Origin of the sequence: Caloramator sp. CAR-1 (assembly GCF_030546345.1) — a bacterium.
GTDB lineage: Bacteria > Bacillota > Clostridia > Clostridiales > Caloramatoraceae > Caloramator > Caloramator australicus.
On record NZ_JAUONW010000040.1, the window covers coordinates 33,998 to 56,168 of the forward strand.

Annotated in this window: 21 protein-coding genes; 20 read left to right on the top strand and 1 reads right to left on the bottom strand. The window is 34.5% G+C overall.

Going from position 1 to position 22,171, the window contains the following annotated elements:
- Window position 1: 1 nt before the first annotated feature.
- From Q3V94_RS10965 to Q3V94_RS11015, 11 genes are all read left to right on the top strand, one after another.
- The gene (locus Q3V94_RS10965) at window positions 2–724 is read left to right on the top strand and encodes a WecB/TagA/CpsF family glycosyltransferase (protein WP_303527685.1); all 723 of its coding nucleotides are present in this window, start codon (window positions 2–4) and stop codon (window positions 722–724) included.
- The gene (locus Q3V94_RS10970) at window positions 721–1,572 is read left to right on the top strand and encodes a polysaccharide deacetylase family protein (RefSeq protein ID WP_303527687.1); all 852 of its coding nucleotides are present in this window, start codon (window positions 721–723) and stop codon (window positions 1,570–1,572) included. Before Q3V94_RS10965 ends, Q3V94_RS10970 begins: the two co-directional genes overlap by 4 nt.
- A 32-nt stretch (window positions 1,573–1,604) precedes the next feature.
- Window positions 1,605–2,972, top strand: coding sequence for an Ig-like domain-containing protein (locus Q3V94_RS10975; protein ID WP_303527689.1), 1,368 nt, complete (start codon window positions 1,605–1,607; stop codon window positions 2,970–2,972).
- A 158-nt stretch (window positions 2,973–3,130) separates the two neighbouring features.
- Window positions 3,131–4,324, top strand: a complete 1,194-nt coding sequence (locus Q3V94_RS10980; protein WP_303527856.1) for an argininosuccinate synthase — start codon at window positions 3,131–3,133, stop codon at window positions 4,322–4,324.
- Window positions 4,321–5,640, top strand: a complete 1,320-nt coding sequence (argH, locus tag Q3V94_RS10985) for an argininosuccinate lyase (protein WP_274765854.1) — start codon at window positions 4,321–4,323, stop codon at window positions 5,638–5,640. The genes Q3V94_RS10980 and argH overlap by 4 nt, the downstream gene beginning before the upstream one ends.
- A 97-nt stretch (window positions 5,641–5,737) precedes the next feature.
- Entirely contained in the window at window positions 5,738–6,886 is a 1,149-nt protein-coding gene (locus tag Q3V94_RS10990) for an ABC transporter substrate-binding protein (RefSeq protein WP_303527691.1), read from the top strand.
- Between the two features lie 44 nt (window positions 6,887–6,930).
- A complete protein-coding gene (locus Q3V94_RS10995) occupies window positions 6,931–7,809 on the top strand; it encodes a branched-chain amino acid ABC transporter permease (RefSeq protein WP_008909522.1) in 879 nt (292 codons plus the stop codon).
- A gap of 12 nt (window positions 7,810–7,821) precedes the next feature.
- A complete protein-coding gene (locus tag Q3V94_RS11000; RefSeq protein WP_303527693.1) occupies window positions 7,822–8,709 on the top strand; it encodes a branched-chain amino acid ABC transporter permease in 888 nt (295 codons plus the stop codon).
- Entirely contained in the window at window positions 8,706–9,503 is a 798-nt protein-coding gene (locus Q3V94_RS11005; protein WP_303527696.1) for an ABC transporter ATP-binding protein, read from the top strand. Before Q3V94_RS11000 ends, Q3V94_RS11005 begins: the two co-directional genes overlap by 4 nt.
- Window positions 9,496–10,209, top strand: a complete 714-nt coding sequence (locus Q3V94_RS11010; RefSeq protein ID WP_303527698.1) for an ABC transporter ATP-binding protein — start codon at window positions 9,496–9,498, stop codon at window positions 10,207–10,209. The genes Q3V94_RS11005 and Q3V94_RS11010 overlap by 8 nt, the downstream gene beginning before the upstream one ends.
- A 74-nt stretch (window positions 10,210–10,283) precedes the next feature.
- A complete protein-coding gene (locus Q3V94_RS11015; RefSeq protein ID WP_303527700.1) occupies window positions 10,284–10,496 on the top strand; it encodes a DUF2281 domain-containing protein in 213 nt (70 codons plus the stop codon).
- A gap of 13 nt (window positions 10,497–10,509) precedes the next feature.
- Here Q3V94_RS11015 and Q3V94_RS11020 read toward each other — a convergent pair whose 3' ends face one another.
- Window positions 10,510–11,637 carry a DHHA1 domain-containing protein gene (locus tag Q3V94_RS11020; protein WP_303527703.1) on the bottom strand — a complete coding sequence of 376 codons (1,128 nt, stop codon included), beginning with the start codon at window positions 11,635–11,637 and terminating at the stop codon, window positions 10,510–10,512.
- Window positions 11,638–11,803: 166 nt separating this feature from the next.
- Between Q3V94_RS11020 and Q3V94_RS11025 the strand changes: the two genes are divergently transcribed.
- The 9 genes from Q3V94_RS11025 to Q3V94_RS11065 all read left to right on the top strand — a co-directional run bounded on the left by Q3V94_RS11025 (window position 11,804) and on the right by Q3V94_RS11065 (window position 22,110).
- The gene (locus Q3V94_RS11025) at window positions 11,804–12,232 is read left to right on the top strand and encodes a MarR family winged helix-turn-helix transcriptional regulator (protein WP_303527705.1); all 429 of its coding nucleotides are present in this window, start codon (window positions 11,804–11,806) and stop codon (window positions 12,230–12,232) included.
- 104 nt (window positions 12,233–12,336) lie between these two features.
- Complete coding sequence (locus tag Q3V94_RS11030; protein ID WP_008909510.1) at window positions 12,337–12,693, top strand: carboxymuconolactone decarboxylase family protein; 357 nt, start codon at window positions 12,337–12,339, stop codon at window positions 12,691–12,693.
- 43 nt (window positions 12,694–12,736) lie between these two features.
- Window positions 12,737–14,467, top strand: a complete 1,731-nt coding sequence (gene lpdA / locus Q3V94_RS11035) for a dihydrolipoyl dehydrogenase (protein ID WP_303527709.1) — start codon at window positions 12,737–12,739, stop codon at window positions 14,465–14,467.
- Window positions 14,460–15,452, top strand: coding sequence for a lipoate--protein ligase (locus Q3V94_RS11040; RefSeq protein ID WP_303527711.1), 993 nt, complete (start codon window positions 14,460–14,462; stop codon window positions 15,450–15,452). The genes lpdA and Q3V94_RS11040 overlap by 8 nt, the downstream gene beginning before the upstream one ends.
- A gap of 166 nt (window positions 15,453–15,618) precedes the next feature.
- Window positions 15,619–17,175 carry a murein biosynthesis integral membrane protein MurJ gene (murJ, locus tag Q3V94_RS11045; RefSeq protein WP_303527714.1) on the top strand — a complete coding sequence of 519 codons (1,557 nt, stop codon included), beginning with the start codon at window positions 15,619–15,621 and terminating at the stop codon, window positions 17,173–17,175.
- A 156-nt stretch (window positions 17,176–17,331) separates the two neighbouring features.
- Complete coding sequence (locus Q3V94_RS11050) at window positions 17,332–19,248, top strand: OPT family oligopeptide transporter (protein WP_303527718.1); 1,917 nt, start codon at window positions 17,332–17,334, stop codon at window positions 19,246–19,248.
- Between the two features lie 85 nt (window positions 19,249–19,333).
- A complete protein-coding gene (locus Q3V94_RS11055; RefSeq protein WP_008909505.1) occupies window positions 19,334–19,687 on the top strand; it encodes a PqqD family protein in 354 nt (117 codons plus the stop codon).
- 12 nt (window positions 19,688–19,699) lie between these two features.
- The gene (gene pepV, locus Q3V94_RS11060) at window positions 19,700–21,088 is read left to right on the top strand and encodes a dipeptidase PepV (RefSeq protein ID WP_303527722.1); all 1,389 of its coding nucleotides are present in this window, start codon (window positions 19,700–19,702) and stop codon (window positions 21,086–21,088) included.
- Window positions 21,089–21,144: 56 nt separating this feature from the next.
- Entirely contained in the window at window positions 21,145–22,110 is a 966-nt protein-coding gene (locus Q3V94_RS11065; RefSeq protein WP_303527724.1) for a dipeptidase, read from the top strand.
- The last annotated feature ends 61 nt before the right edge of the window (window positions 22,111–22,171 follow it).

Sequence of the window (22,171 nt, forward strand, 5' to 3'; positions counted from 1 at the left end):
TATGGAAAAGGAAAGGTATCTTGGGGTTGATGTTTGTCCACTTAACATGGGACAAGTTCTTGCGGAAGTGGATAGAATAATAATGGAGAGAAAACCATCATTTATTGTTGCCATAAATCCTGAGAAAATAATGAAGGCCCAGGGGGATGAAAATTTAAAAAAACTATTAAACAGTGCAGCAATCCAGATTGCTGATGGTATTGGCGTTGTTATTGCTTCAATTTTAAACGGAGGAAGGATAAGGTCGAGGGTTACAGGAATTGACCTTATGATAAACATATGTAAAAGGGCAGCTGAAAAAGGATATAGGGTTTACATATTAGGGGCAAAGCCTGGTGTTGCTGATGAGGCTGTTAGGGTTTTAAAGGAAAGATTTAAAGGGCTTAATATAGTTGGAGTTAGAGATGGATATTTTAACGACGAAGAGGAAGTGATTAATGATATTAATGACAAGGTTCCTGATATTTTATTTGTTGCAATGGGAAGTCCAAAGCAGGAGTATTGGATAACTAAGAATATGGAGAGGCTACAAGTCCCCCTTCTTATGGGGATTGGAGGCAGCCTTGATGTTATTTCAGGAAATATTAAAAGAGCACCAAAGATAATGAGAAGGCTAGGGCTTGAGTGGCTTTTTAGACTCATAAAGGAGCCCTGGAGGTATAAAAGGATGTCGGTTCTTCCAGTGTTCTTGTGTAGAGTTTTAAGGGAGAGGTTTAAAAGATGAAAAGGTTATGGCTTTTAGTTTTATTTTTTTTCCTCTTTAACTTTAGAGTTGATGCAAAGTTTGAGAAGAAAATTTACTACAAGGATAAAATCGCTGTTTTAACCTACCATAATGTAAGCCCTACACCTTTGACTAACCTTACCATAACTCCTAAAAGGTTTGAGGATGATTTATTGACTTTAAAAAGGATGGGATTTAATTTCGTATCTTTAAAGGATACGATTGACTGCCTTGAAGGAAGAAAAAGGCCGCCTGTAAATGCCGTATTGATTACCTTTGACGATGGGCTTAAGGGTTTTTATAGATATGCCTTCCCTATTTTAAGAAAATATAATATTCCATCTGTAAATTTTATCGTAACCTCAAGGATAAATACGAAAGGACAGAAGGATAGTTTTTCAATGAATGAGGAGGAAGTAAAGGATGCATATTCAAGCGGCTTTATTGAAATAGAATCCCATACCCATGAGAGCCACGATTATATTTATGTAAATGAATCCCTAAAGCAGGGCGGAAAGCTTGCCCACAGAGGATATGACCCTATCTCTAAAAGGCTTGAAAGGGAAGGGGATTATGAGAAAAGGATATATGAGGATCTTGTAAAGTCGAGGGAGGTTATTAAAAACCTTTTAGGGAGGGATTCTAAGGTTTTATGTTTTCCATTTGGACAGTATAACGAAAAGGTTTTAGAAATTGCAAAAGGAGCAGGCTTTGAATACTTCGTTACCACCGAAAGGGGACTTAACAAATTCAACTCAAAGAGCAAAAAAATATACCGCTATCCAGCGGGATACGTGAATATAAAGATAGAGGATGTTATTAAAGAAATAATTGAAAAGAAAAAATAATATAGACTAAATGTTGAGAATGAGGTGTTAAAGTGAAGAGAGTTAAATTTGCAAAAAGGATTTTTATTTTATTATTATCTGTATTTATTTTTCTTCCTAATATGGCCTTTGCTTCCAATGAAAGGGGAATTATTAAAGTTAAGGATGAGTGGGACTTTTATCGAAAGATGTATTACTCATTGGAAAAGGGAGAAAATGCTTTGATAGTTTATTTTGATGATGGTGCAGATGATATTCTTGAGAATAGTTTAGACTTAACCCAATATTTTATGGATATATCTGGATATGGATTATTAGGTCCATATTCAATAAGTATTAATTTACAGAGTCGCTATATATTATTCGACTTCTCTATGGATTATTTTGAAACTAAAGAACAAAGGGAATTTGTTGATAAAGAAATAGATAAGATATTAACTCAAATAATTTTGCCTAGTATGAATGTGCGTGAAAAGGTTAAGGCTATTCATGACTGGATAGTAAGTAATGTTAGTTATGATACAACATTATCAAGGCATACATCTTATGAAGCATTAACAGGATCTAAGACTGCTGTCTGTCAGGGATATGCAATGTTAACATATAAGATGTTAAATAAGGCAGGTATTCCTTGTTTAATGATATCGAGTAGTGAAATGGATCATGCTTGGAATGTTGTTAATATAGATGGACAGTGGTATCATTTGGACACTACTTTTGATGATCCAATAGGTGGTAGAGGAATTGATTATTATTTTTTTCTTTTAACAAATGAAAAAATGAAGGAAACACATATATTTAACGAAAAGAGCTTAGAGGATGCTATTAGACTATTTGAAAGTAAAGGAAAGAACCTAACAGAAAAAATATTTTTTGCAAAGGAATTTGAGGTCAATAAACAAAATATTAAGTTAGAAAAAGGAAAGATTGAAAGTATAAAACTTATTAATGTTATGCCAAAGGATGCAGACATATCAAACATAATATGGGAGTCAATGAACCCGTATATTGCAACTGTAGATAATAATGGACTAATTAAAGCACAAAATTCGGGTGAAACGTATGTAAAAGTATATAATAAATATAATCCTAATTACTATAAAATTATTAAGGTTAATGTTGTAGCAGCCGATATATATACAAAGCCATCTATAGCAGATTTAAAGACGGTAAAAACTACTGTTAATGTGAACAAAACATCAGTTACATTGTCAAAAGGGAAATCAACATATGTAAAAGTAACTACAAAACCAACAAATGTTTCAATAAAGGATTTGGTGTGGGAATCAGCAAATAAAAAAATAGCTATTGTTGATAAAAGCGGGAAAGTTACTGGGATAGGTAAAGGAAAAACTACTATTAAAGTGAGCTTAAGGCAAAATCCTAAAATATATAAAATAATAAATGTAGTTGTAAATTAGTTTTTTAGAAATAAAGATGGGTAAAAATAAGCACCCTGTAAGATTCCGATAAATTTATTTGGCATCTTATGGGGTGAATTTTTAAAAAAACTATTGCATAAATATAAAAATAATTGTATAATTATTAAAAAACAAAGAGGAGGAGTTTACATGGGAAGATAATACTTGCTTATTCAGGAGGGCTCGACACTTCGATAATTATTCCTTGGCTAAAGGAGAACTACGATACAGAGATCGTAGCTGTGTGTATCGACGTAGGACAGGGAGATGACATGGAAAAGATCAAGGAAAAGGCATTAAAATCCGGAGCATCAAAGGTTTATATTGAAGATGTTAAGGAGGAATTCGCAAAGGAGTATCTTTTTAAAGCTATTAAAGCAAGAGCTCTTTATGAGGGAAAATACCTTCTTGGAACAGCCTTTGCAAGACCTTTAATGGCAAAAAAGCTTGTTGAAATTGCCCATAAGGAAGGAGCAGAGTATATCTGCCACGGCTGCACAGGAAAGGGCAACGATCAGGTAAGATTTGAGCTTGGCATTGCTGCCCTTGATCCAACTATAAAAATAATAGCCCCATGGAGAATTTGGGATATCAAATCAAGGGAGGATGCTATAGACTATGCTAATTTAAAGGGAATAGAAGTTCCTGTTACTAAGGAAAAGATTTATTCTGTTGATAAAAATTTATGGCATGTAAGTCACGAAGGTGGGGATTTAGAGGACCCTAAGAATGAACATAAAATTGAAATGTATGATATCGTAACTCCACCTGAGAAGGCAAAGGATGAAGCAAGTTACGTTGATATTGAATTTGAAAAGGGCGTTCCTAAAAAGGTTAATGGGGAAGAATTAAACCCTGTTGAATTAATTGAGGTTTTAAATAAAATAGGCGGAGAAAATGGAATTGGAGTTATAGATATCATTGAAAATAGATTGGTGGGTATGAAATCGAGGGGAGTTTATGAAACTCCTGCAGGAAGTATACTTTACGAGGCCCACAGATATCTTGAATATTTAACATTAGATAAGGAGACCCTTCATTTCAAAGAAATAATTTCGCATAAATATACAGAAATTGTCTATAATGGTTTATGGTTTACAACTTTAAGGGAGGCTATCGATGAGTTTATTGAAAAAACTCAGGAAAATGTAACTGGAAAAGTAAAACTTAAACTTTATAAGGGCAACATTATTCTTGCTGGGGTGGAGAGTAAATTTGCCCTTTACGATAAGGATATTTCATCCTTTGGATATAGTGAAGTTTATAGTCATAAGGATGCAGAAGGCTTTATTAATTTGTATGGGCTTCCAATAAAGATTAAGGCAATGATGAAGATGGGGATGATAAAATGAAAAAGTTATGGGGAGGACGATTTGAAAAGGAGGAAAATCCCTTAATGAAAAAGTTTAATTCCTCATTTGAGATCGATAAAAGATTGATCTTCGATGATATAGAAGGAAGCATAGCCCATGCAAAGATGCTGACAAAGGTAGGAATATTAAGGGAAGAAGAAGGAAGTAAGATAATAAATGGCCTTGAAGAGATTTTAGAGGATATTAAATCAGGAAAGCTTGAACTTATAGGTGATTTTGAGGATGTCCACAGTTTTGTGGAGTTTCACTTAATCCAAAGGATAGGGATTTTAGGTAAAAAGCTTCACACGGCAAGGTCAAGAAACGATCAGGTTGTTACCGATTTAAAATTATTTTTAAAAAGGGAATGCAGCATTATAATAGAAAAAATAAAGTTTCTTCAACAAACTATTAAGAAAAAGGCTGATGAAAATCCATATATTATGGCAGGCTTTACCCATCTTCAGCCTGCCCAAGCTATAACTTTCAAGCACTATCTAATGGCTTACTTTAACATGCTTGAAAGGGACAAAAGAAGAATCCAAAATGCAATAGATATTATGGATGAATGCCCGCTAGGCTCCTGTGCCCTTGCTGGAACAACCTATGATATAGATAGGGAATTTACAGCTAAAGTTTTAGGGTTTAAAAAACCAGTCGAAAACTTTTTAGATGGGGTTTCGGACAGGGATTTTGTCCTTGAAATTTTGTCGGATCTTTCCATTATAATGATGCATCTTAGCAGAATTTCTGAGGATTTTATAATATACTCTTCATGCCAGTTTAAATTTATAACTTTAGATGATGAATTTTCAACGGGAAGCAGCATAATGCCCCAAAAGAAAAATGCTGATTCTTTAGAGCTTATAAGGGGAAAAACAGGAAGGGTCTATGGCAACTTGATGGCTTTATTAACTATTTTAAAGGGGCTTCCGCTTGCCTATAATAAGGATATGCAGGAGGATAAGGAAGCTATATTTGATTCTTTAGACACGGTTAAAAATTGCCTAGATGTTTTAGAGGGAGTTATTAGAACCTTGAAGGTAAATGAAGAGAAAATTTTAAAGGCAATAGAGGATGGCTACTTAAATGCCACAGAGGTAGCGGATTATCTTGTAAATAAAGGTGTCCCCTTTAGAGATGCCCATAGGATCGTTGGAAAAATAGTTCTGTTTTGTGAGGAAAAAGGAAAAAACATAAATGAGCTTAGTTTAGAAGAATTTAAAGGCTTTTCAAGTTTGTTTGAAGAAGATATTTATGATTTTATTGATTATTACAAAATCTTAAATAGGGGAATAAAGAAAATAATGCTCTAGATATAAAGTAAAAATATTTTAATAATTCTAAATATTGAAAATGTTTTGAATAAATTATATACTTAAATTGGACAAATTGCACAAAGGAGGATGTCAAATGAAAAAAATTTTATCCCTACTTATAGTTTTTGTTTTAGTCATTTCCTTATTTAGCGGCTGTGCTAAAAAGGAGGCAGGGGACGTTATTAAGGTAGGTTGGATTGGACCTTTAAGTGGTGACCAGGCAGTATGGGGACAGTGTGAATCAAATGCAGTAAAGATGTTTTTCGAGGAGTTAAACAACAATGGAGGCTTATTAGGAAAGAAAGTTGAAGTTGTGGCTTATGATACAAGAGGTGATGGAACGGAGGCAGTTAACGCTGTAAGAAGATTGACATCCCAAGACAAGGTTATTGCAATAATAGGACCTAATTCAAGTGGACAGGCAATACCAATTTCTTCTATCTTAGAAGAAATGAAGGTTCCTGATATTGCAACAGTTGCAACAAATCCAAAGGTTACTGTTGTGGATGGAAAGGTAAAGCCATTTAATTTTAGAATTTGCTTTATAGACCCATATCAAGGTGCTGTTGCAGCAGGTTATGCGATAGATGTTTTAGGATTTAAAAAGGCAGCTATTCTTTATGATATTGGCGATGATTATTCCCAAGGGTTAACTCAATACTTCGAAGAAACATTTACTAAAAAGGGTGGACAAATTGTTGCAAAGGAAGGATTTAAAACTGGGGATGTTGATTTTAGACCTCAGCTTACAAAGATAAAGGCAGCAAATCCAGATGTTATATTTATGTCGTATTATTATAAGGAAGTTGCCCTTTCAGCAAAGCAGGCAAGGGAACTTGGAATCACTGCGACTTTGATGGGTGGAGATGGTTGGCCATCAGAACAGCTAATGACAATGGCCGGTGATGCTGTTGAAGGCTCATATATTATCAATCATTTGGATTTTGACGATCCTGAGGTTCAACCATTTAGAAATAAATATAAAGAAAAGTTTGGCAAGGATTCAGAAATAAACGGCTATCTTGCAACCGATGCCTGCACGCTTTTAGTTGAAGCAATAAAGAAGGCAAATAGCTTCGAAGGGGAAAAGATCAAAGAAGCTCTAGAAGGTATTGAAATTAAAGGAATAACAGGAAATATCAAAATAGGCAAGGATACCCATAATCCTGAAAACAAAGAAGCTGCAATAATTAAAATAGAAAATGGAAAATATAAGTTTGTTGAAAAATATGCAGTTAAATAAGGTGGGATTTTCCCACCTTAATTGAATGTAAAGGGGGAAAAAAGATGTCGGGATTTATTCAGCAGATTATAAATGGCCTTTCGATTGGAAGCGTTTATGCTCTAATGGCGGTGGGATATTCGCTGGTTTATAGTATAATGAATTTTTCTAACTTTGCCCATGGTGGAATTATAATGTTTGGCGCTTATTTTGGATTTTTCTTTATGACCCTTTATAAATTTCCATTTTCCGTCGCCTTTATTGCTTCAGGAATATGTGCTGCCCTAATGGCGATACTGGTTGAAAGGGTTGCATATAAACCCCTTAGGGATAGAAGGGCTCCATTTTTATATTTTATAATTTCTGCGATGGGAGTTTCGATTTTCCTTGAAAATATAATAATTGCAACTATAGGGCCAACCTTTAGAACCTATCCTGAGGTTTTCTCAGCTCAGCCTATTAAAATTGGGAATTTGGCTATCGGAAGAATAGATTTGACGATGTTTATAATTTCAGCTGTTTTCTTAGTTTTATTGATCTACTTGATTGACCATACAAAAATAGGAAAGGCTATTCAGGCCACATCCTTTAACATGAAGGCTAGTGCCTTAATGGGGATAAATACGGATTTTATAATCCTTCTTGTTTTTGGGCTTGGAGGTTTTTTAGCAGGACTTGCAGGTGTTTTATTTGGAATGAAATATACAGTATATCCTCAGATTGGGAATATCACTTTAAAATCCTTTATTGCTGCTGTATTTGGAGGGCTTGGAAGTTTACAGGGGGCAGTAATAGGGTCTGTCCTTTTAGGAATAATTGAAACAATAACGTCGGGTTATATATCCTCACAATATAGGGATTTAATAGCCTTTGTGCTCCTTATTTTTATATTAGTTGTAAGACCCATGGGACTTATGGGCAAAGTTACAGAAGACAAGGCGTAAGGAGGGCTTTATATGCTTAGTTGGTATTATTTAAAGGGCATTATAATGCTTGCAGGAATTTATCTTCTGCCTGTATTAGGGCTATCCCTTTTAACAGGATTTACTGGACTTTTTTCCTTTGGACATGCAGGGTTTATGGCAATCGGTGGATATACAACTGCCTTTATGATGATAAAGCTTGAAGTTCCCTTTATTCCTGCCATTTTAATGGGAGGACTATTTGCTGCATTTTTTAGTTTTATCATAGGAAAGCTTACATTAAAGTTAAAGGGAGATTATTTCTGTATTGCAACTTTAGGTTTTGGAGAGGCAATAAGGCTTCTATTAGATAACATTCAATATTTTGGAGGAGCAAGGGGATGGCCTGGACTTCCACTTAAAACAACTTTGATAACTGTAATTATAATAGATATTATAGCAGTCATTCTTCTTAGAAATATTATAAGGTCAAGGCATGGAAGAAACATGATTGCGGTAAGGGAGGAGGAACTCGCATCCAGTATTATTGGAATTGATACCTTTAAATATAAGATGATTTCTCTTGTTATAAGTGCCTTCTACGCAGGAGTAGGCGGAGGACTTTTAGGAACTTATCTTGGATTTTTACAGCCTAAGATTTTCAGCCTCACAAGATCAACGGAACTTACGATTATAGTTATATTTGGTGGACTTGGAAGTTTAACCGGAAGTGTAGTTGGAACTATTCTTTTAATTGCCCTTCCTGAAATTTTAAGAAGTTTTGCAAATTGGAGATTGGTGGTTTACGGAGTTATAGTTGTATTTATTATGATTGCAAGGCCAGAAGGACTTATGGGGGGCAAGGAACTTAGTTTTGAGGTTTTAAGGAATTTGTTTAGAAAAAGAGTTAAAGAAGCTAAGGTAGAGGGGGCAAGTAAATGAATATATTGGAGGTTAATGGATTAACTAAGCAATTTGGGGGACTTACTGCAGTTAATGATGTTACCTTTGATGTTGAAAGGGGAAGTATTACTGGACTTATAGGGCCTAACGGAGCAGGAAAGACAACTATATTTAATTTGGTTACTGGGGTTTATAAGGTGACGGGAGGAAAAATAGTTTTTGATGGGAAAGAAATTCAAAATGAAGAAGCCTTTAAAATAGCCAATATGGGTATTACAAGGACATTCCAGAATATAAGGCTCTTTAAAAGGCTAACGGTATATGAAAATGTCCTTACTGCTTGTCAGTATAATGCCAATTATAGCCTATTTGAAGCGATGGTTTTTGGTTTAGTTCCTGAAAAGATTAAAAGGAATTCAAGGTTTTATAGGGAGGAAAAGCTTCTAAAGGAACAGGCAGAGGAGCTCATGGAGATTTTAGGGCTTCAGGATAGAAGAAATTTTATTGCCAACAATTTACCGTATGGTCTTCAAAGAAGACTTGAGATTGCAAGGGCCCTTGCCCTAAGACCAAAGCTTCTACTACTTGACGAGCCTGCTGCGGGGATGAATCCTGAGGAGACGGAAAAGCTAACGGAACTTATAGCATTTATAAGGGATAAATTTGATCTTAGCGTTCTTTTGATTGAGCATCATATGGATCTTGTTATGGAGATATGCGATAAAATTGTGGTTTTAAACTTTGGATGCAAGCTTGCCGAGGGAACCCCTAAAGAAATTCAACAAAATCCAGAGGTTCAAAAGGCTTACCTAGGGGGTGGTAATAATGCTTAAGGTGAAAAATTTGCATGTATATTATGGAGGTATACATGCCCTTAAGGGAATCAATGTTGAGGTGAATCAAGGGGAGATAGTAACCATAATCGGTTCAAATGGTGCTGGAAAGTCAACGCTTTTAAATACTATAACCGGTATTGTAAAACCAAAGGAGGGAGAGATTTTTTATAAGGGTGAAAAATTATCCTTTAGTCCTCATAAGATTGTAGCTAAAGGAATTTGTCAGGTTCCTGAAGGAAGGCTTGTGTTTGCAAATCTAACTGTAAAGGATAATCTGCTTTTGGGGGCTTATCTTCGAAGGGATAAGGCGGAGATAAATAAGGATCTTCAAAATGTTTATGAGATTTTTCCAAGGCTCAAGGAAAGGGAAAAGCAGATGGCAGGAACGTTATCAGGAGGAGAGCAGCAGATGCTGGCAATAGGAAGGGCCCTTATGGGAAGGCCTGAAATTATGCTTCTTGATGAGCCTTCATTAGGTCTTGCACCGCTGCTTGTGGATACAATTTTCAAGATAATTTTGGATATAAAGAAGATGGGAAAAACAATTCTTCTTGTTGAACAAAACGCCTTCAAGGCCCTTGAAATTGCCGACAGAGCCTATGTCCTTGAACAGGGGAGAATAACCCTTGAGGGGGGTGCAAAGGATATTGCATCAGATCCAAAAGTTCAGGAGGCTTACCTTGGAAAGAGAGTGGCAGGATAACTAATAGTTATATGCTATTTTTAAGGTATTGTGATATAATATTAATATAAGCATATGGTTGGAAGGTGATGTTAATGAATACAGCTAAAAAACTTCTATTTGATTTAATTAAAGATATACCTGATGATGATGTTATGGAAATTATAGATTTTATAACTTTTTTAAAGATGAAGCATGATAAAAAGATATTCAATGACCTTATAAAATCAAGCGAATCAAGTATAGATTTTTGGGATAACGACATTGATGATGAGGTGTGGAATAATGTAAGAGAATCCCCGAGGTAGGGATTCTCTTTAATTATCTGCTTAAAAATGCGATGAAATCATTAAGATCGTTTATCGTTTCAAAACTTCCCTGAGAAAATTTTGGGCTTCCACCGCCTCGACCATTAAACTTTGGAAGTTCTTCTTTGAATATTTTGCCGCAGTTTATGTCGAGGCTACCGTTGTGTGCAAGGACAACCTTTTTATCCTTTAAAGATGCAAGGACAACTAAGTCATCCCTTAGAGATGTTATTTTGCTTGCAATTGTTTGAACCTCTTCAAAGGATTTATCTTCAAATATTTTTACTATTTTATTTTTCTTAGATTCATTTAAAAGCTCCTTTGCTATGAATTCTGCGTTTAATTCTTTTAAGGAATTTAGCTGCCTTGTAAGGTTTTTTATTTCGCTTTGTAGGGAGTCAAATTTTAATAAAATCTCTGATTGAGGGACAGAAAGGTTCTTAATAAGGCTATTTATAATAATATTCTTTTCTTGAAAATCCTTTAATAGCCTTTTTCCACATTTAAAATATATCCTTGTCATGTTTTTGTATTTTTCTGTTTTAAGTATTTTTAGCATTCCTATTTCCCCAAGGCTTTTTACGTGGGTGCCACAGCAGGGGGAATAATCAATTCCTTCTATTTCTACTATTCTTATATCAACGTTTGTTGGTGGTAGTTTTCTTAATGGGAGTTTTCTTGCTTCATCTAGATTAACTATGTAGGATTTTACGAGAATATTTTTAAATATAAGCTCATTAACCCTGTTTTCAACATTTAAAACTATTTTATCATTTATGTTTTCTAGTCCTATGTCGATGGTCAAATAGTCATCACCAAGGTGAAAGCTGTTAGTTGGAGCATTACACATTTCTAGAAAGACTGCCGACAAAAGGTGCTGCCCAGTGTGGTTCTGCATGTGGTCAAATCTTCTTTCAAAATCTATTCTGCAAGTTACGGTTTCTTTATTTATTTTTTCTTTTACTACATGATATATTTTTTCATCCTCTTCTACTAAATCTACAACTTCAATGCCATCAATCCAGCCAAAATCTCTTGGCTGTCCTCCGCCCTCAGGATAAAAGGCGGTTTCGGAAAGCTCAATTAAATAAAGGCCGCCCTTTTCTATTTGATTTATTATTTTTGCCTCCCATTCGGACATGTAGGGATTTTGGTAATAGAGCCTCATATGAACATCTCCTTTATATTATTATAGAATTATTACTAATAATTATTATAATATAATATAATGGAATTTTTATTTTAAGTCTAATATAATTTCATAATAGAAAGTTATTGTCAATAATGTTTGCTAAGGAGGCATGCTAATGTTTGATTTAGATACTTGTGTATGCTTTTCAACTAATAAGGTTGCTAAAAAGCTAGCTGATACCTTCAATGAAAGATTATTACCTTTTGGAGTTACACGAGTTCAATGGACTGCTATGTATTTTTTATTAAGGGATGGTAGGATGAGTCAAAAAGAATTATCAGACAAAATGAATATTAAGGAGTCTACAACAGTTCGGCTTGTAGATAGAATGGAGAAAGATGGATTTATAGTGAGATTTAAAGATAGCAATGATAGAAGGATTACTTATATTGAACTTACTGAAAAAGGGAAAAAAAGGATAGAAGAACTTTTACCTGAAGGTGAAAAAATGAGCCAATTAGCTTCAAGGGGAATTAGCGATGAAGAGATAGAAATATTCAAAAAGGTTTTAGATAAATTTATGGAAAATTTAGAGAATGTATGAATATGTAATATGTTTGTCAAAAAATAATCAAATTTTTTATTGATTTTTTGCATAATACTTGCTATACTAATAATTAGAATAGCAAGTAATTAGGAGGGGTAACAATGGGAAAAAATCCAAGGGAAATGTTAAATGAGTTTATGGGTGGACTTCAAGTTGTTTCAAAGTCTAATGGAGAGCAAGTAGGAGCTTTTATGAATCTTCTTGGTGCAGCATATAAACCAAATGCTGTTGATGTTAAGACAAAGGAATTAATTAGTGTTGGTATTGCTGCATACAATAGATGTGAATACTGTATTGTGTTCCATGTTTATAAAGCTCTTGAAGCTGGAGCTACTCCTGAAGAAATTATGGAAGCTGCAATGGTTGCCGTAGCATTTGGTGGAGGACCTTCAATGGCTTATACAGTAACGCTTGTTAAGGATTCAATTGAAGAGTTTAGGAAGGATTTTAATAAGTAATTTAAAAGGCAGCATTGCTGCCTTTTTGTATGGGGGAATTTATATGAAGGTAACACTTGAAAGGTATTTAGGACATGAAAATGAGGCACAGGTTGTTAAAATTTATAAAAAAGTTGGGGATAGTATTGAAACAGGAGATGTTTTAATAGAAGTTGAAGGAAATAAAGCAGCTATTCCCATAATACCAGGAGTAAAAGGTATTATAGAATCGATTTATGTAAATGAAGGCGATATAATTACTAAGAATTCAGTTATTGCAATTATTAAAGAAGATTATTCTAATAAAGACACAAAAGAAATAAAGACTAAATCGGAAGAAAATTTTGCTTTTGATTATTTTGCAACTATACTAAAACCAAAAGAGGAAGAATTAAAATGCGATATAGCAATAATCGGAGGAGGACCAGGTGGTTATGTTGCTGCAATTTATGCAGCACAAAATGGTAAGAATGTAGTCTTAATTGAAAAGGATAAACTTGGAGGAACTTGTTTAAACAGAGGGTGTATTCCAACTAAAGCTTTGGTTCGTTCAGCTGAAGTGTATAAAATTATAAAAAATGCAGATAAATTTGGTTGTTTACTACAAAATCCAAGTGTTGATATTAAAAAGGTTATAGAACGAAAAAATAAAGTTGTAAATGAACTTAATTCTGGGATTAAATATTTAATGAAGAAGAATAATGTAACGGTTTTAGAGGGTTTAGGAAGCTTTGCCGATAAAGAAACTATTCATGTAAAAGGGAATTCCAGAGAATACATAGTAAAAGCACAAAATATAATAATAGCTACGGGTTCAAAACCATATATTCCACAAATAGAAGGTATTAATGAAATTAACAATAACAACATAATTACTAGTGATGAAGCTTTAGAGATAAAAGACCTTCCTAAAAAAATGATAATAATCGGTGGCGGAGTTATAGGAATGGAGTTCGCATTTATATTTGCAAATTTTGGTGTTGATGTTTCTATAATTGAATATTTTGATAATTGTCTTGCAAATCTTGATGATGATGTTATTGCAGAAATTAGTAGAAATGCTATTGAAAAAGGTATAAAAATTTATACTGGATCGAAGGTGGAAGAGGTATTTAAAACTGAAGATGATGAATTAATAGTAGGCTTTCTACAGAAGGGTGAAAGAAAATATCTAAGGGGAGATAAGATACTTTTAGCTGTCGGAAGAAAACCTTATATGGATGAACTAGGAATTGAAAAATTAGGTATTGAATTGAATGATAACAAAAGGGGAATAAAGGTAAATTCAAAAATGCAAACTAACATATCTAATATATATGCTATAGGTGATGTGACTGATAGAATCTTACTGGCTCATGTCGCTTCTCATCAAGGGATTGTTGCGGTTGATAATATACTTGGCAAAGAAAAAGAAATGGATTATGCAAATGTTCCATCAGCAATATTCACAGAGCCGGAAATTGCAACAGTTGGGATAAATGAGAGGGAAGCTATAAGTAAGGGCATTGAAATAAAAGTTTCTAAAATTCCTTTTGCTTCAAATGGCAAAGCGTTAACCTATGGAGATAACAGAGGTTTTATAAAGCTTATAGAGGATATACATAATAAGAAAATTATAGGAGCTACTATAATAGGAATACATGCTACAGATCTTATTGCAAACATAACATTGGCGATAAAAAAGAATCTCTGTCCAGAAGACATTATTGAAACTATATATGCACACCCTACAACTTCTGAAATAATACATGAGGCTGCATTAGGACTTGAGAAGGGAGCAATTCACTTTGCATAGAAATATTAAACCTAAAATCGTATTTTCAAAAATACATGATCCATGGTTCAACTTAGCTCTTGAAGAAGCTATTTTGAACTCAATAAATAAAGGAGAAATTTTTTTATATATATGGCAAAATGACAAAACCGTTATTATTGGGAAAAATCAAAATCCATGGAAAGAGTGCAATATTACTACACTAAAAAGGAATGGTGGGAAAATTGCAAGACGTATTACTGGAGGAGGAGCGGTCTATCATGATCTTGGAAATGTAAATTTTTCTTTTTTAGTCGATAAAGAGCAATATGATCAAACTAAACAATTTAATCTAATATTAAATGCAATAAAAAAGCTAGGTATTAACGCAGAACTTTCAGGAAGAAATGACATTATTGCAAATGGAAGGAAATTTTCAGGTAACGCATTTTATGTCGATGAGCATGTAGGACTTCACCATGGAACAATTTTAGTTAATACTGATATATCAAGAATGATAAGATATCTAAATGTATCAAAAGAAAAAATCATTTCAAAGGGAATAGATTCAGTAAAAGCTAGGGTCGTTAATTTGAAAGATATTAAACCTGAAATAACTGTAGAAGCGATAATAAATAGGCTGATAGAAGAATTTAAAAATGTTTATGGTAATAATATTGAAATTGTAGATCCTATTGCATTTAATATAGAAAAATTTTATGAAAAACATTCATCTTGGGAATGGATTTATGGAGAAACACCGGATTTTAATATAAGTTTTTCAAAAAGGTTTATATGGGGCGAGATAGAATTTAATTTGCAACTTGAAAAGGGTAAAATTGTGAAGTCATACGTTTATTCTGATGCTATAGAGACTCAAGTTATTGAAAAAATTAATTTAGCCATTAAAGATTTAGATTTTAATTTTGATACTATTAATGAAAGTTTAAGAAATATTGATATCGACGCAGATGGGAAAGAACTTATTAATAATATTATTGATTGGCTCAGCAACATAAATATTTAAGTGGCAGAGAATTATTCTCTGCTTTTTTGTTTTTATTTTATTCCTAACTTAATTCTATCCCTTGATAGATAACAATCTCAAGTGGTAAAATAACTGAGGGGCTTAATTTACATGAAAAAAGAAACTTAAATCTTAAGTGCCAGGCACTTTAGAAAGGAGTAGAAGAATGTCGAAGAAGAATATAGGCAGGGCAACGGCTATAGTTATGCTCATGCTTTTTTTAAGCAGAATATTAGGGTTTGTAAGGGAAATGATTGTTGCAAAGGTTTATGGAAGAAGTTATGTCACTGATGCGTTTTTTGCAGCCTTTACAATTCCTGATGTTATGTTTTACCTTTTGGTAGGTGGGGCATTAAGTTCAGGATTTATGCCAGTTTTTACTCAATATATTGCCAAGGAAGATGATGATAACGCCTGGAGGGCAGCAAACACGTTTATTACTGTTGCAATTATTTTTATTATAATATTCAATATTTTAGGAATTACATTTGCCAAGTTTCTTGTGCCTTTAGTTGCTGTTGGAAGTTTAAATAGCAAGGAAATGTTCGAATTAACAGTTAAGCTTACAAGGATAATGTTTACGGCTGTAACCTTTACGGTTCTTGCTGGTCTTACGAGGGGGATTTTAAACTCCTATAACATATTTACATCACCATCTGTAGGCCCGGTTTTATATAATGTTGGGATGATCCTTGGTGCAGCTTTATTAGGAAATAGATTTGGAATTTTTGGTCTTGCAGCAGGAGTTATTTTTGGTGCTCTTTTAAACTTTTTAGTTCAGGTTCCTGACTTTTTAAAAGTTGGGAAAAGGTTTAGATTCCAGCTCGATTTAAAACATGAGGGATACAAAAGGATGCTTCAGCTTATGGGACCTGCAATCATTGGTCTTTCAATATCTCAGCTTAACCTTGTGGTAAATCAAAATATCGCTTCAGTTTTAGGAGAGGGAAGTATAACTGCCTTAAGATACGCAAATAGGCTTATGCTTTTGCCTCTTGGAATTTTCGCTATGGGGATTGCAACAACAATATTTCCAAGCTTAAATATGCATATTGCAAGGGGAGAATATGATAAATTTAAAGAAACCTTTTCCCTCGGAATGAGGATGGTAATGTTTATAACTATCCCTTCTGCAATTGGTATGATCGCTTTAAATGTTCCTATAATAAGGCTTTTATTTAAGACGGGAAAATTTGGCGAGCAGGACGTTTTAGTTACTGCCTATGCCCTTGCCTTTTACAGTTTTGCTGTAGTCGGACAATCGGCAGTTCAGATATCGACAAGAGGGTTTTATTCTCTTCAGGATACAAAAACACCTGTTAAGGTAGGGGCCTTAACGGTTTTAGTTAATATACTTTTGAACTTAATGTTTGTTATGTTCTTTAAACAGCTTGCAATAGGTGGAATTGCTCTTTCTTATTCTATATCAAGTATATTAAATATGATTCTGCTTCAAAGGGGACTTTCTAAAAAGCTAAATGGATTAAAGGAAAAGGAAATAATAATATCCACCGTAAAATCAATTGGAGCATCGATAGTTATGGGAATTGCCGCCCTTGTAACATATAAATTTCTTGAATATAATTTTGGAATAGAATCGAAACTTATGCAGCTTATAGGAGTTGGCGGTGCTGTTTTCATTGGCATAGTTGTTTATGCTTTAGTTGCAGTTATATTAAAGATGGATGAGGTAAAGTTTATGCTTAAGATGGTTAAAAAATAACAATTAAGGCATTGGGGGTTTAAACTCCGATGCCTTTTTCTTTGGTATTAAAAATTAAAATAGGGTTAATATAATAATAGACAAAATTGTAAAATATGTGGCATTAAAGAAGAAATAATCATAGTAGTTTGACAAAATTTTATAAGGAGGGATAATATGTCAGAAAAGAAGGGGCTTTCACACGGAGCCTATGGTGGAGTAAGTGGAGATGAATATATTCCTTTTATTCCTGCAAGTGAGGCTATGCCTGAGGCCACAATAGTTTCTATTTTACTTGGCGTTTTGTTTGCGATAGTTTTTGGAGCTGCAAATACATATCTTGGGCTTAAGGTTGGTATGACTATTGCAGCTGGTATTCCTGCAGCGATTTTAGGAACTGGGCTTTTAAGGGGAATTTTTAGAAGAAATAATATCCTTGAAGCTAATATGGTCCAGGGGATTGCTGCAATGGGAGAGTCGATTGCAGGTGGAGTAATATTTACATTACCTGCGATAATAATCTGGGGATTTGAGCTAAAGCTTTCAACTATTGTTTTCGTTACATTGCTTGGAGGTCTTGTTGGTATATTATTTGTAGTTCCATTAAGAAGATACCTATTAGTTGAAGAACACGGGAAATTAATCTATCCTGAATCGATGGCTGCTGCTGAAGTTTTGGTTACAGGAAGTCAAGGAGGAGCAGGTTTTAGAACTGTCATGACAGGATTATTTGGTGGAGGAATTTATAAGCTCCTTTCAGGAGGCTTTAGATTTTGGCTTGAGGAACCGGAATGGACTATAAGACCCCTTCAGGGAACTATATTTGGTGTTGATGCCATGGCATCCCTTGTTGGAGTTGGATATATCGTCGGTATGGAGGCGGCCCTTTATATGTTTGCTGGGGCCATTGTTGCATGGCTTGGATTAATACCTCTTATAAAATATATAGGTGCAGGGCTTACAACACCTCTTTTCCCTGCAACAGTTCCTATTTCAGAAATGAATGCTTGGCAGATTTGGAGTAAATATATAAGATACATCGGTGCTGGTGCCGTTGCAGCAGGGGGATTTATAAGCCTTGGAAGATCTCTACCAACTATTATAAACTCCTTCAGATCAGCGATATCAGGAATAGGTGCAAAGGGTGCAGCACAAAAAAGAACTGAAATGGATGTTCCTATGACCTATGTTATAATTGGAGCCTTCTTGGTATTTTTCCTTGCATGGTTTATTCCAGTTGTAAAAACTGGACCAATAGGGGCACTTCTTGCTGTATTTTTCTCCTTTTTCTTTGCAGTAGTTTCAGCAAGGATAGTTGGTCTTGTAGGTGCATCCAATAATCCTGTCTCCGGTATGACAATTGCAACTTTGCTATTTATAACATCCGTTCTAAGATTTACTGGATATACAGGGGATGCAGGAATGATAACAGCCCTTGTTGCTGGTGCTATCGTTTGTGTTGCAATTGCAGTAGCTGGCGGTGCAGCACAGAGCTTAAAGACAACCTTTATCATAGGTGGAACTCCAAAGTATGTTGAGATAGGTATGTATATAGGTCTTGCTATTGCATCGGTTTTTGTTGGAATGGTTGTTCTTATGCTCAACAGAATTTATGGCATAGGTTCAGAACAAATAGCAGCACCCCAGGCGACATTAATGTCGATGGTTGTTAAGGGAGTTATGACAGGACAGCTTCCTTGGGCTCTTGTAATAGTAGGTGCAGTGTTTGGAGTTATGACTGCCCTAATGGGCATTCCGATACTTCCAGTTGCCCTTGGGCTATATCTTCCAATACATCTAAGCGCAGGAATATTAGTTGGAGGGCTCATAAGGCTATTTGTTGAAAATAGATTTAAGGATAACGAGAAAGTTCAAAAGGAACAGATAGAAAAGGGAGTTTTACTCGCATCTGGTCTTGTTGCTGGTGATGCACTGATGGGAATTTTAGTGGCAGCCTTTGCAGGACTTGGCATAGATATAGCCTTTGGAGGAAGGATTGCTCCACTCATCACAGGAAGTCCATGGACTGCAGCAATTGTTCTTTTGATTTTCTCCTTCTGGGTATATAGTTTTTCTACAAAAAGAGAAGGTTAAAAATTTCTTTTAAATATTGTGATAGTAAGTTATAATTAAAGGAGAAGCTTTTGCTTCTCCTTTAATTTACTGGGCAGGTGATTTTATGGCAAAGCAAAAGAAGGATGATAATTTTTTACTTTATATCCCAAGGAAAAAACATCTTACATTTGAAAAAAGGGATGGGAAAATTTATTTAATATTTTACCATAACAAGCCCATCGAAAAATTTTTAAGATGGCTTGTTAAAAAGCCTGCGGTAAGCGATATTGAGCTTGATGGATTAGGTTCAAGGGTATGGGAGCTTATCGATGGGGAAAATACTGTTTATGACATAGGGCAAAAGCTTTTAGAGGAATTTGGAAAAGAGGCTGAACCAGTTTATGAAAGGCTTATTATGTATTTAAGATATTTAAACAGACGTGGCTGGATTGCCTTTGAAAGAGGAAAACAAGAATAAGGGGGAATCAATATGGATCTTAATTTAAAAATTGAAGGCATGAGGGATGAGATTATAAGGTCAACACAAGAAATTTTAAAGATTAAAAGCGTTGAGGATACTCCAAAGGAAGGAATGCCCTTTGGTGAAGGTGTTGCAAAATCCTTAGAGTATGCTTTGAATTTATCTAAGGAGCTTGGATTTAAAGCTGTTAATATGGATGGATATGTTGGATATGCTGAATATGGCGAAGGAGAAGATTACATAGCAGTATTAGGACATTTAGATGTTGTTCCAGAAGGAGATGGATGGCAGTATCCACCTTACGGTGCAGAAATACACGATGGGAAAATATATGCAAGGGGTGCCCTTGATGATAAGGGACCAATGATTGCTGCTTTATATGGATTAAAAGCTATTAAGGATTTAAATTTACCCCTTTCAAAGAGGATAAGAATAATATTTGGAACTAATGAAGAAACAGGTTCTAATGATATCCCATATTATTTAAAATCAGAAAAGCCTCCAGTTGCTGGTTTTACACCAGATGCTGAATTCCCATTAATACATGCTGAAAAGGGATTAACTGTGTTTAATATAGTAAAGGAACTTGAGAAAAAGGGAAATGGTGATATAAGGATAGAATACATAAAGGGCGGACAAAGAGCTAATATGGTGCCGGATTACTGCGAAGCAGGAATTGCTGCAAAGGATAAAGGAGCGATAATGGAAAAGGCTGAAGATTTTGTAAGAAGAACCGGATTTGAAGTTAAAGTTGAAGAAAAGGAAGATAAACTAATAGTTAAGGTCTTTGGAGTTTCAGCCCATGGAAGCGTTCCAGAACATGGTAAGAATGCTATAATGATAATGTTTGCCTTCCTTGGAGAGATTAATCTCCCCAATAGCGATATAAAGGATTTTATAGACTTTATGAATAAATATGTTGGATTTGAAACGAAGGGTGAATCTTTTGGATGCTACTTAAAGGATGAAACAGGGGAACTTTCTTTTAACGTTGGAGTTATTGACATGAAGGAAGATAAAATTACTATGGCCCTTAACTTAAGATACCCCTGCACATATAAGCTTGAGGATATGATGAATCCATTTAACAAAAGAATTGAAGGAACAGGGATTAAGGTAGAAAATCTTGCTCATCAGGAACCCCTTTATTTTGCAAAGGATCATGAGTTAGTTCAAAAGCTTATGAAGGTTTATAGGGAATTTGTTAATGATGATAGCGAGCCTTTGGCAATAGGTGGAGGAACCTATGCAAAGGAAATGCCAAACACACTTGCCTTTGGACCACTTTTCCCAGGAAAGCCAGACGTAATCCATCAAGCAAATGAATATATCGAAATAGAGGACCTTATAACAATTACAAAGATTTATGCAAAGGCAATGTATGAATTAGCAAGATAAGCAGGGTTATTCCCTGCTTATCTTGCTAATTCTCTTAAATTTTGGGAGGGGTAAACATGTTTATATTTGATGCACATTCCGATATTTTAGTGGATATAACCGTAAAAAGGCAAAATGGCGAAAGGGATGTTTTTAGAAAATATCATTATGAAAAACTAAAAAGGGGTGGGATAGGCGGCTTAATTGCTGTTATTTGGATAGATAAAATGAATATGGATCCATTAGATAGGATGAATGAAATTATTAATGAAGGTTTAAAGGAATTGAAGGATATTAAAGATATTGCAGGGATTGTTCTAAAGTATGAAGATTTCGAAAGGATAAGACAGGAAGGCAAGATGCAGATTGTCTTAGGATGTGAGGGCCTTTCAGGAATAAAGGGTGATATTCATTATTTAGATCTTTTGTATGAAATAGGAATAAGACATGCAAGTTTAACATGGAATGAGGAAAATGAATTGGGAACAGGGGTTAAGGGAGATCCAAAAAGAGGCCTAACAAGGCTTGGGCAAATTGCCGTCAAAAGACTTGAAGAACTTGGGATTTTAATCGATGTTTCCCATGCTAATGAAAAAACATTTTGGGATATATGCGAAATTACAACAGGGCCAATAATAGCATCCCATTCAAATGCTTATTCTCTTTGCCCTCATCCAAGAAATTTAAAGGATGATCAGATAAAGGTTATTGCAGAAAAAGGGGGAGTCATTGGTATTAATGCATGGCCGGATTTTATAGATGAATTTAATGCGACGATTGAAGGTTTTATTGAGCATATAGACTATATGGTTGAAAAGGCAGGAATAGACCATGTTGCTCTTGGATTTGATTTTTGCGACTTTCTAAGTTTTGATGCTACATCAAGTTTTTCTGAAGAAAATAAAGCAACTAAAGGGCTTGAAGATGCGTCAAAATCCAAAGATGTGATTGATTTGCTTATTAAAAGAGGTTACAAATATGAGGATATTGAGAAAATAGCGTATAAAAATATTGAAAAGGTTTTTAAATTGAGCATCTCATAATGAGGTGCTTTTTTTATTCATAAAATGACAAATAGAATATAAAAAATTATAAAAAATTAAA

Excerpts from the sequence above, each read along its gene's own strand:
- Q3V94_RS10965 (WP_303527685.1), top strand. The coding sequence starts at position 2 with ATGGAAAAGGAAAGGTATCTTGGGGTTGATGTTTGTCCACTTAACATG.
- Q3V94_RS10970 (WP_303527687.1), top strand. The coding sequence starts at position 721 with ATGAAAAGGTTATGGCTTTTAGTTTTATTTTTTTTCCTCTTTAACTTT.
- argH (WP_274765854.1), top strand. The coding sequence starts at position 4,321 with ATGAAAAAGTTATGGGGAGGACGATTTGAAAAGGAGGAAAATCCCTTA.
- Q3V94_RS10990 (WP_303527691.1), top strand. The coding sequence starts at position 5,738 with ATGAAAAAAATTTTATCCCTACTTATAGTTTTTGTTTTAGTCATTTCC.
- Q3V94_RS10995 (WP_008909522.1), top strand. The coding sequence starts at position 6,931 with ATGTCGGGATTTATTCAGCAGATTATAAATGGCCTTTCGATTGGAAGC.
- Q3V94_RS11000 (WP_303527693.1), top strand. The coding sequence starts at position 7,822 with ATGCTTAGTTGGTATTATTTAAAGGGCATTATAATGCTTGCAGGAATT.
- Q3V94_RS11005 (WP_303527696.1), top strand. The coding sequence starts at position 8,706 with ATGAATATATTGGAGGTTAATGGATTAACTAAGCAATTTGGGGGACTT.
- Q3V94_RS11010 (WP_303527698.1), top strand. The coding sequence starts at position 9,496 with ATGCTTAAGGTGAAAAATTTGCATGTATATTATGGAGGTATACATGCC.
- Q3V94_RS11015 (WP_303527700.1), top strand. The coding sequence starts at position 10,284 with ATGAATACAGCTAAAAAACTTCTATTTGATTTAATTAAAGATATACCT.
- Q3V94_RS11020 (WP_303527703.1), bottom strand. The coding sequence starts at position 11,637 with ATGTCCGAATGGGAGGCAAAAATAATAAATCAAATAGAAAAGGGCGGC.
- Q3V94_RS11025 (WP_303527705.1), top strand. The coding sequence starts at position 11,804 with ATGTTTGATTTAGATACTTGTGTATGCTTTTCAACTAATAAGGTTGCT.
- Q3V94_RS11030 (WP_008909510.1), top strand. The coding sequence starts at position 12,337 with ATGGGAAAAAATCCAAGGGAAATGTTAAATGAGTTTATGGGTGGACTT.
- lpdA (WP_303527709.1), top strand. The coding sequence starts at position 12,737 with ATGAAGGTAACACTTGAAAGGTATTTAGGACATGAAAATGAGGCACAG.
- murJ (WP_303527714.1), top strand. The coding sequence starts at position 15,619 with ATGTCGAAGAAGAATATAGGCAGGGCAACGGCTATAGTTATGCTCATG.
- Q3V94_RS11050 (WP_303527718.1), top strand. The coding sequence starts at position 17,332 with ATGTCAGAAAAGAAGGGGCTTTCACACGGAGCCTATGGTGGAGTAAGT.
- Q3V94_RS11055 (WP_008909505.1), top strand. The coding sequence starts at position 19,334 with ATGGCAAAGCAAAAGAAGGATGATAATTTTTTACTTTATATCCCAAGG.
- pepV (WP_303527722.1), top strand. The coding sequence starts at position 19,700 with ATGGATCTTAATTTAAAAATTGAAGGCATGAGGGATGAGATTATAAGG.
- Q3V94_RS11065 (WP_303527724.1), top strand. The coding sequence starts at position 21,145 with ATGTTTATATTTGATGCACATTCCGATATTTTAGTGGATATAACCGTA.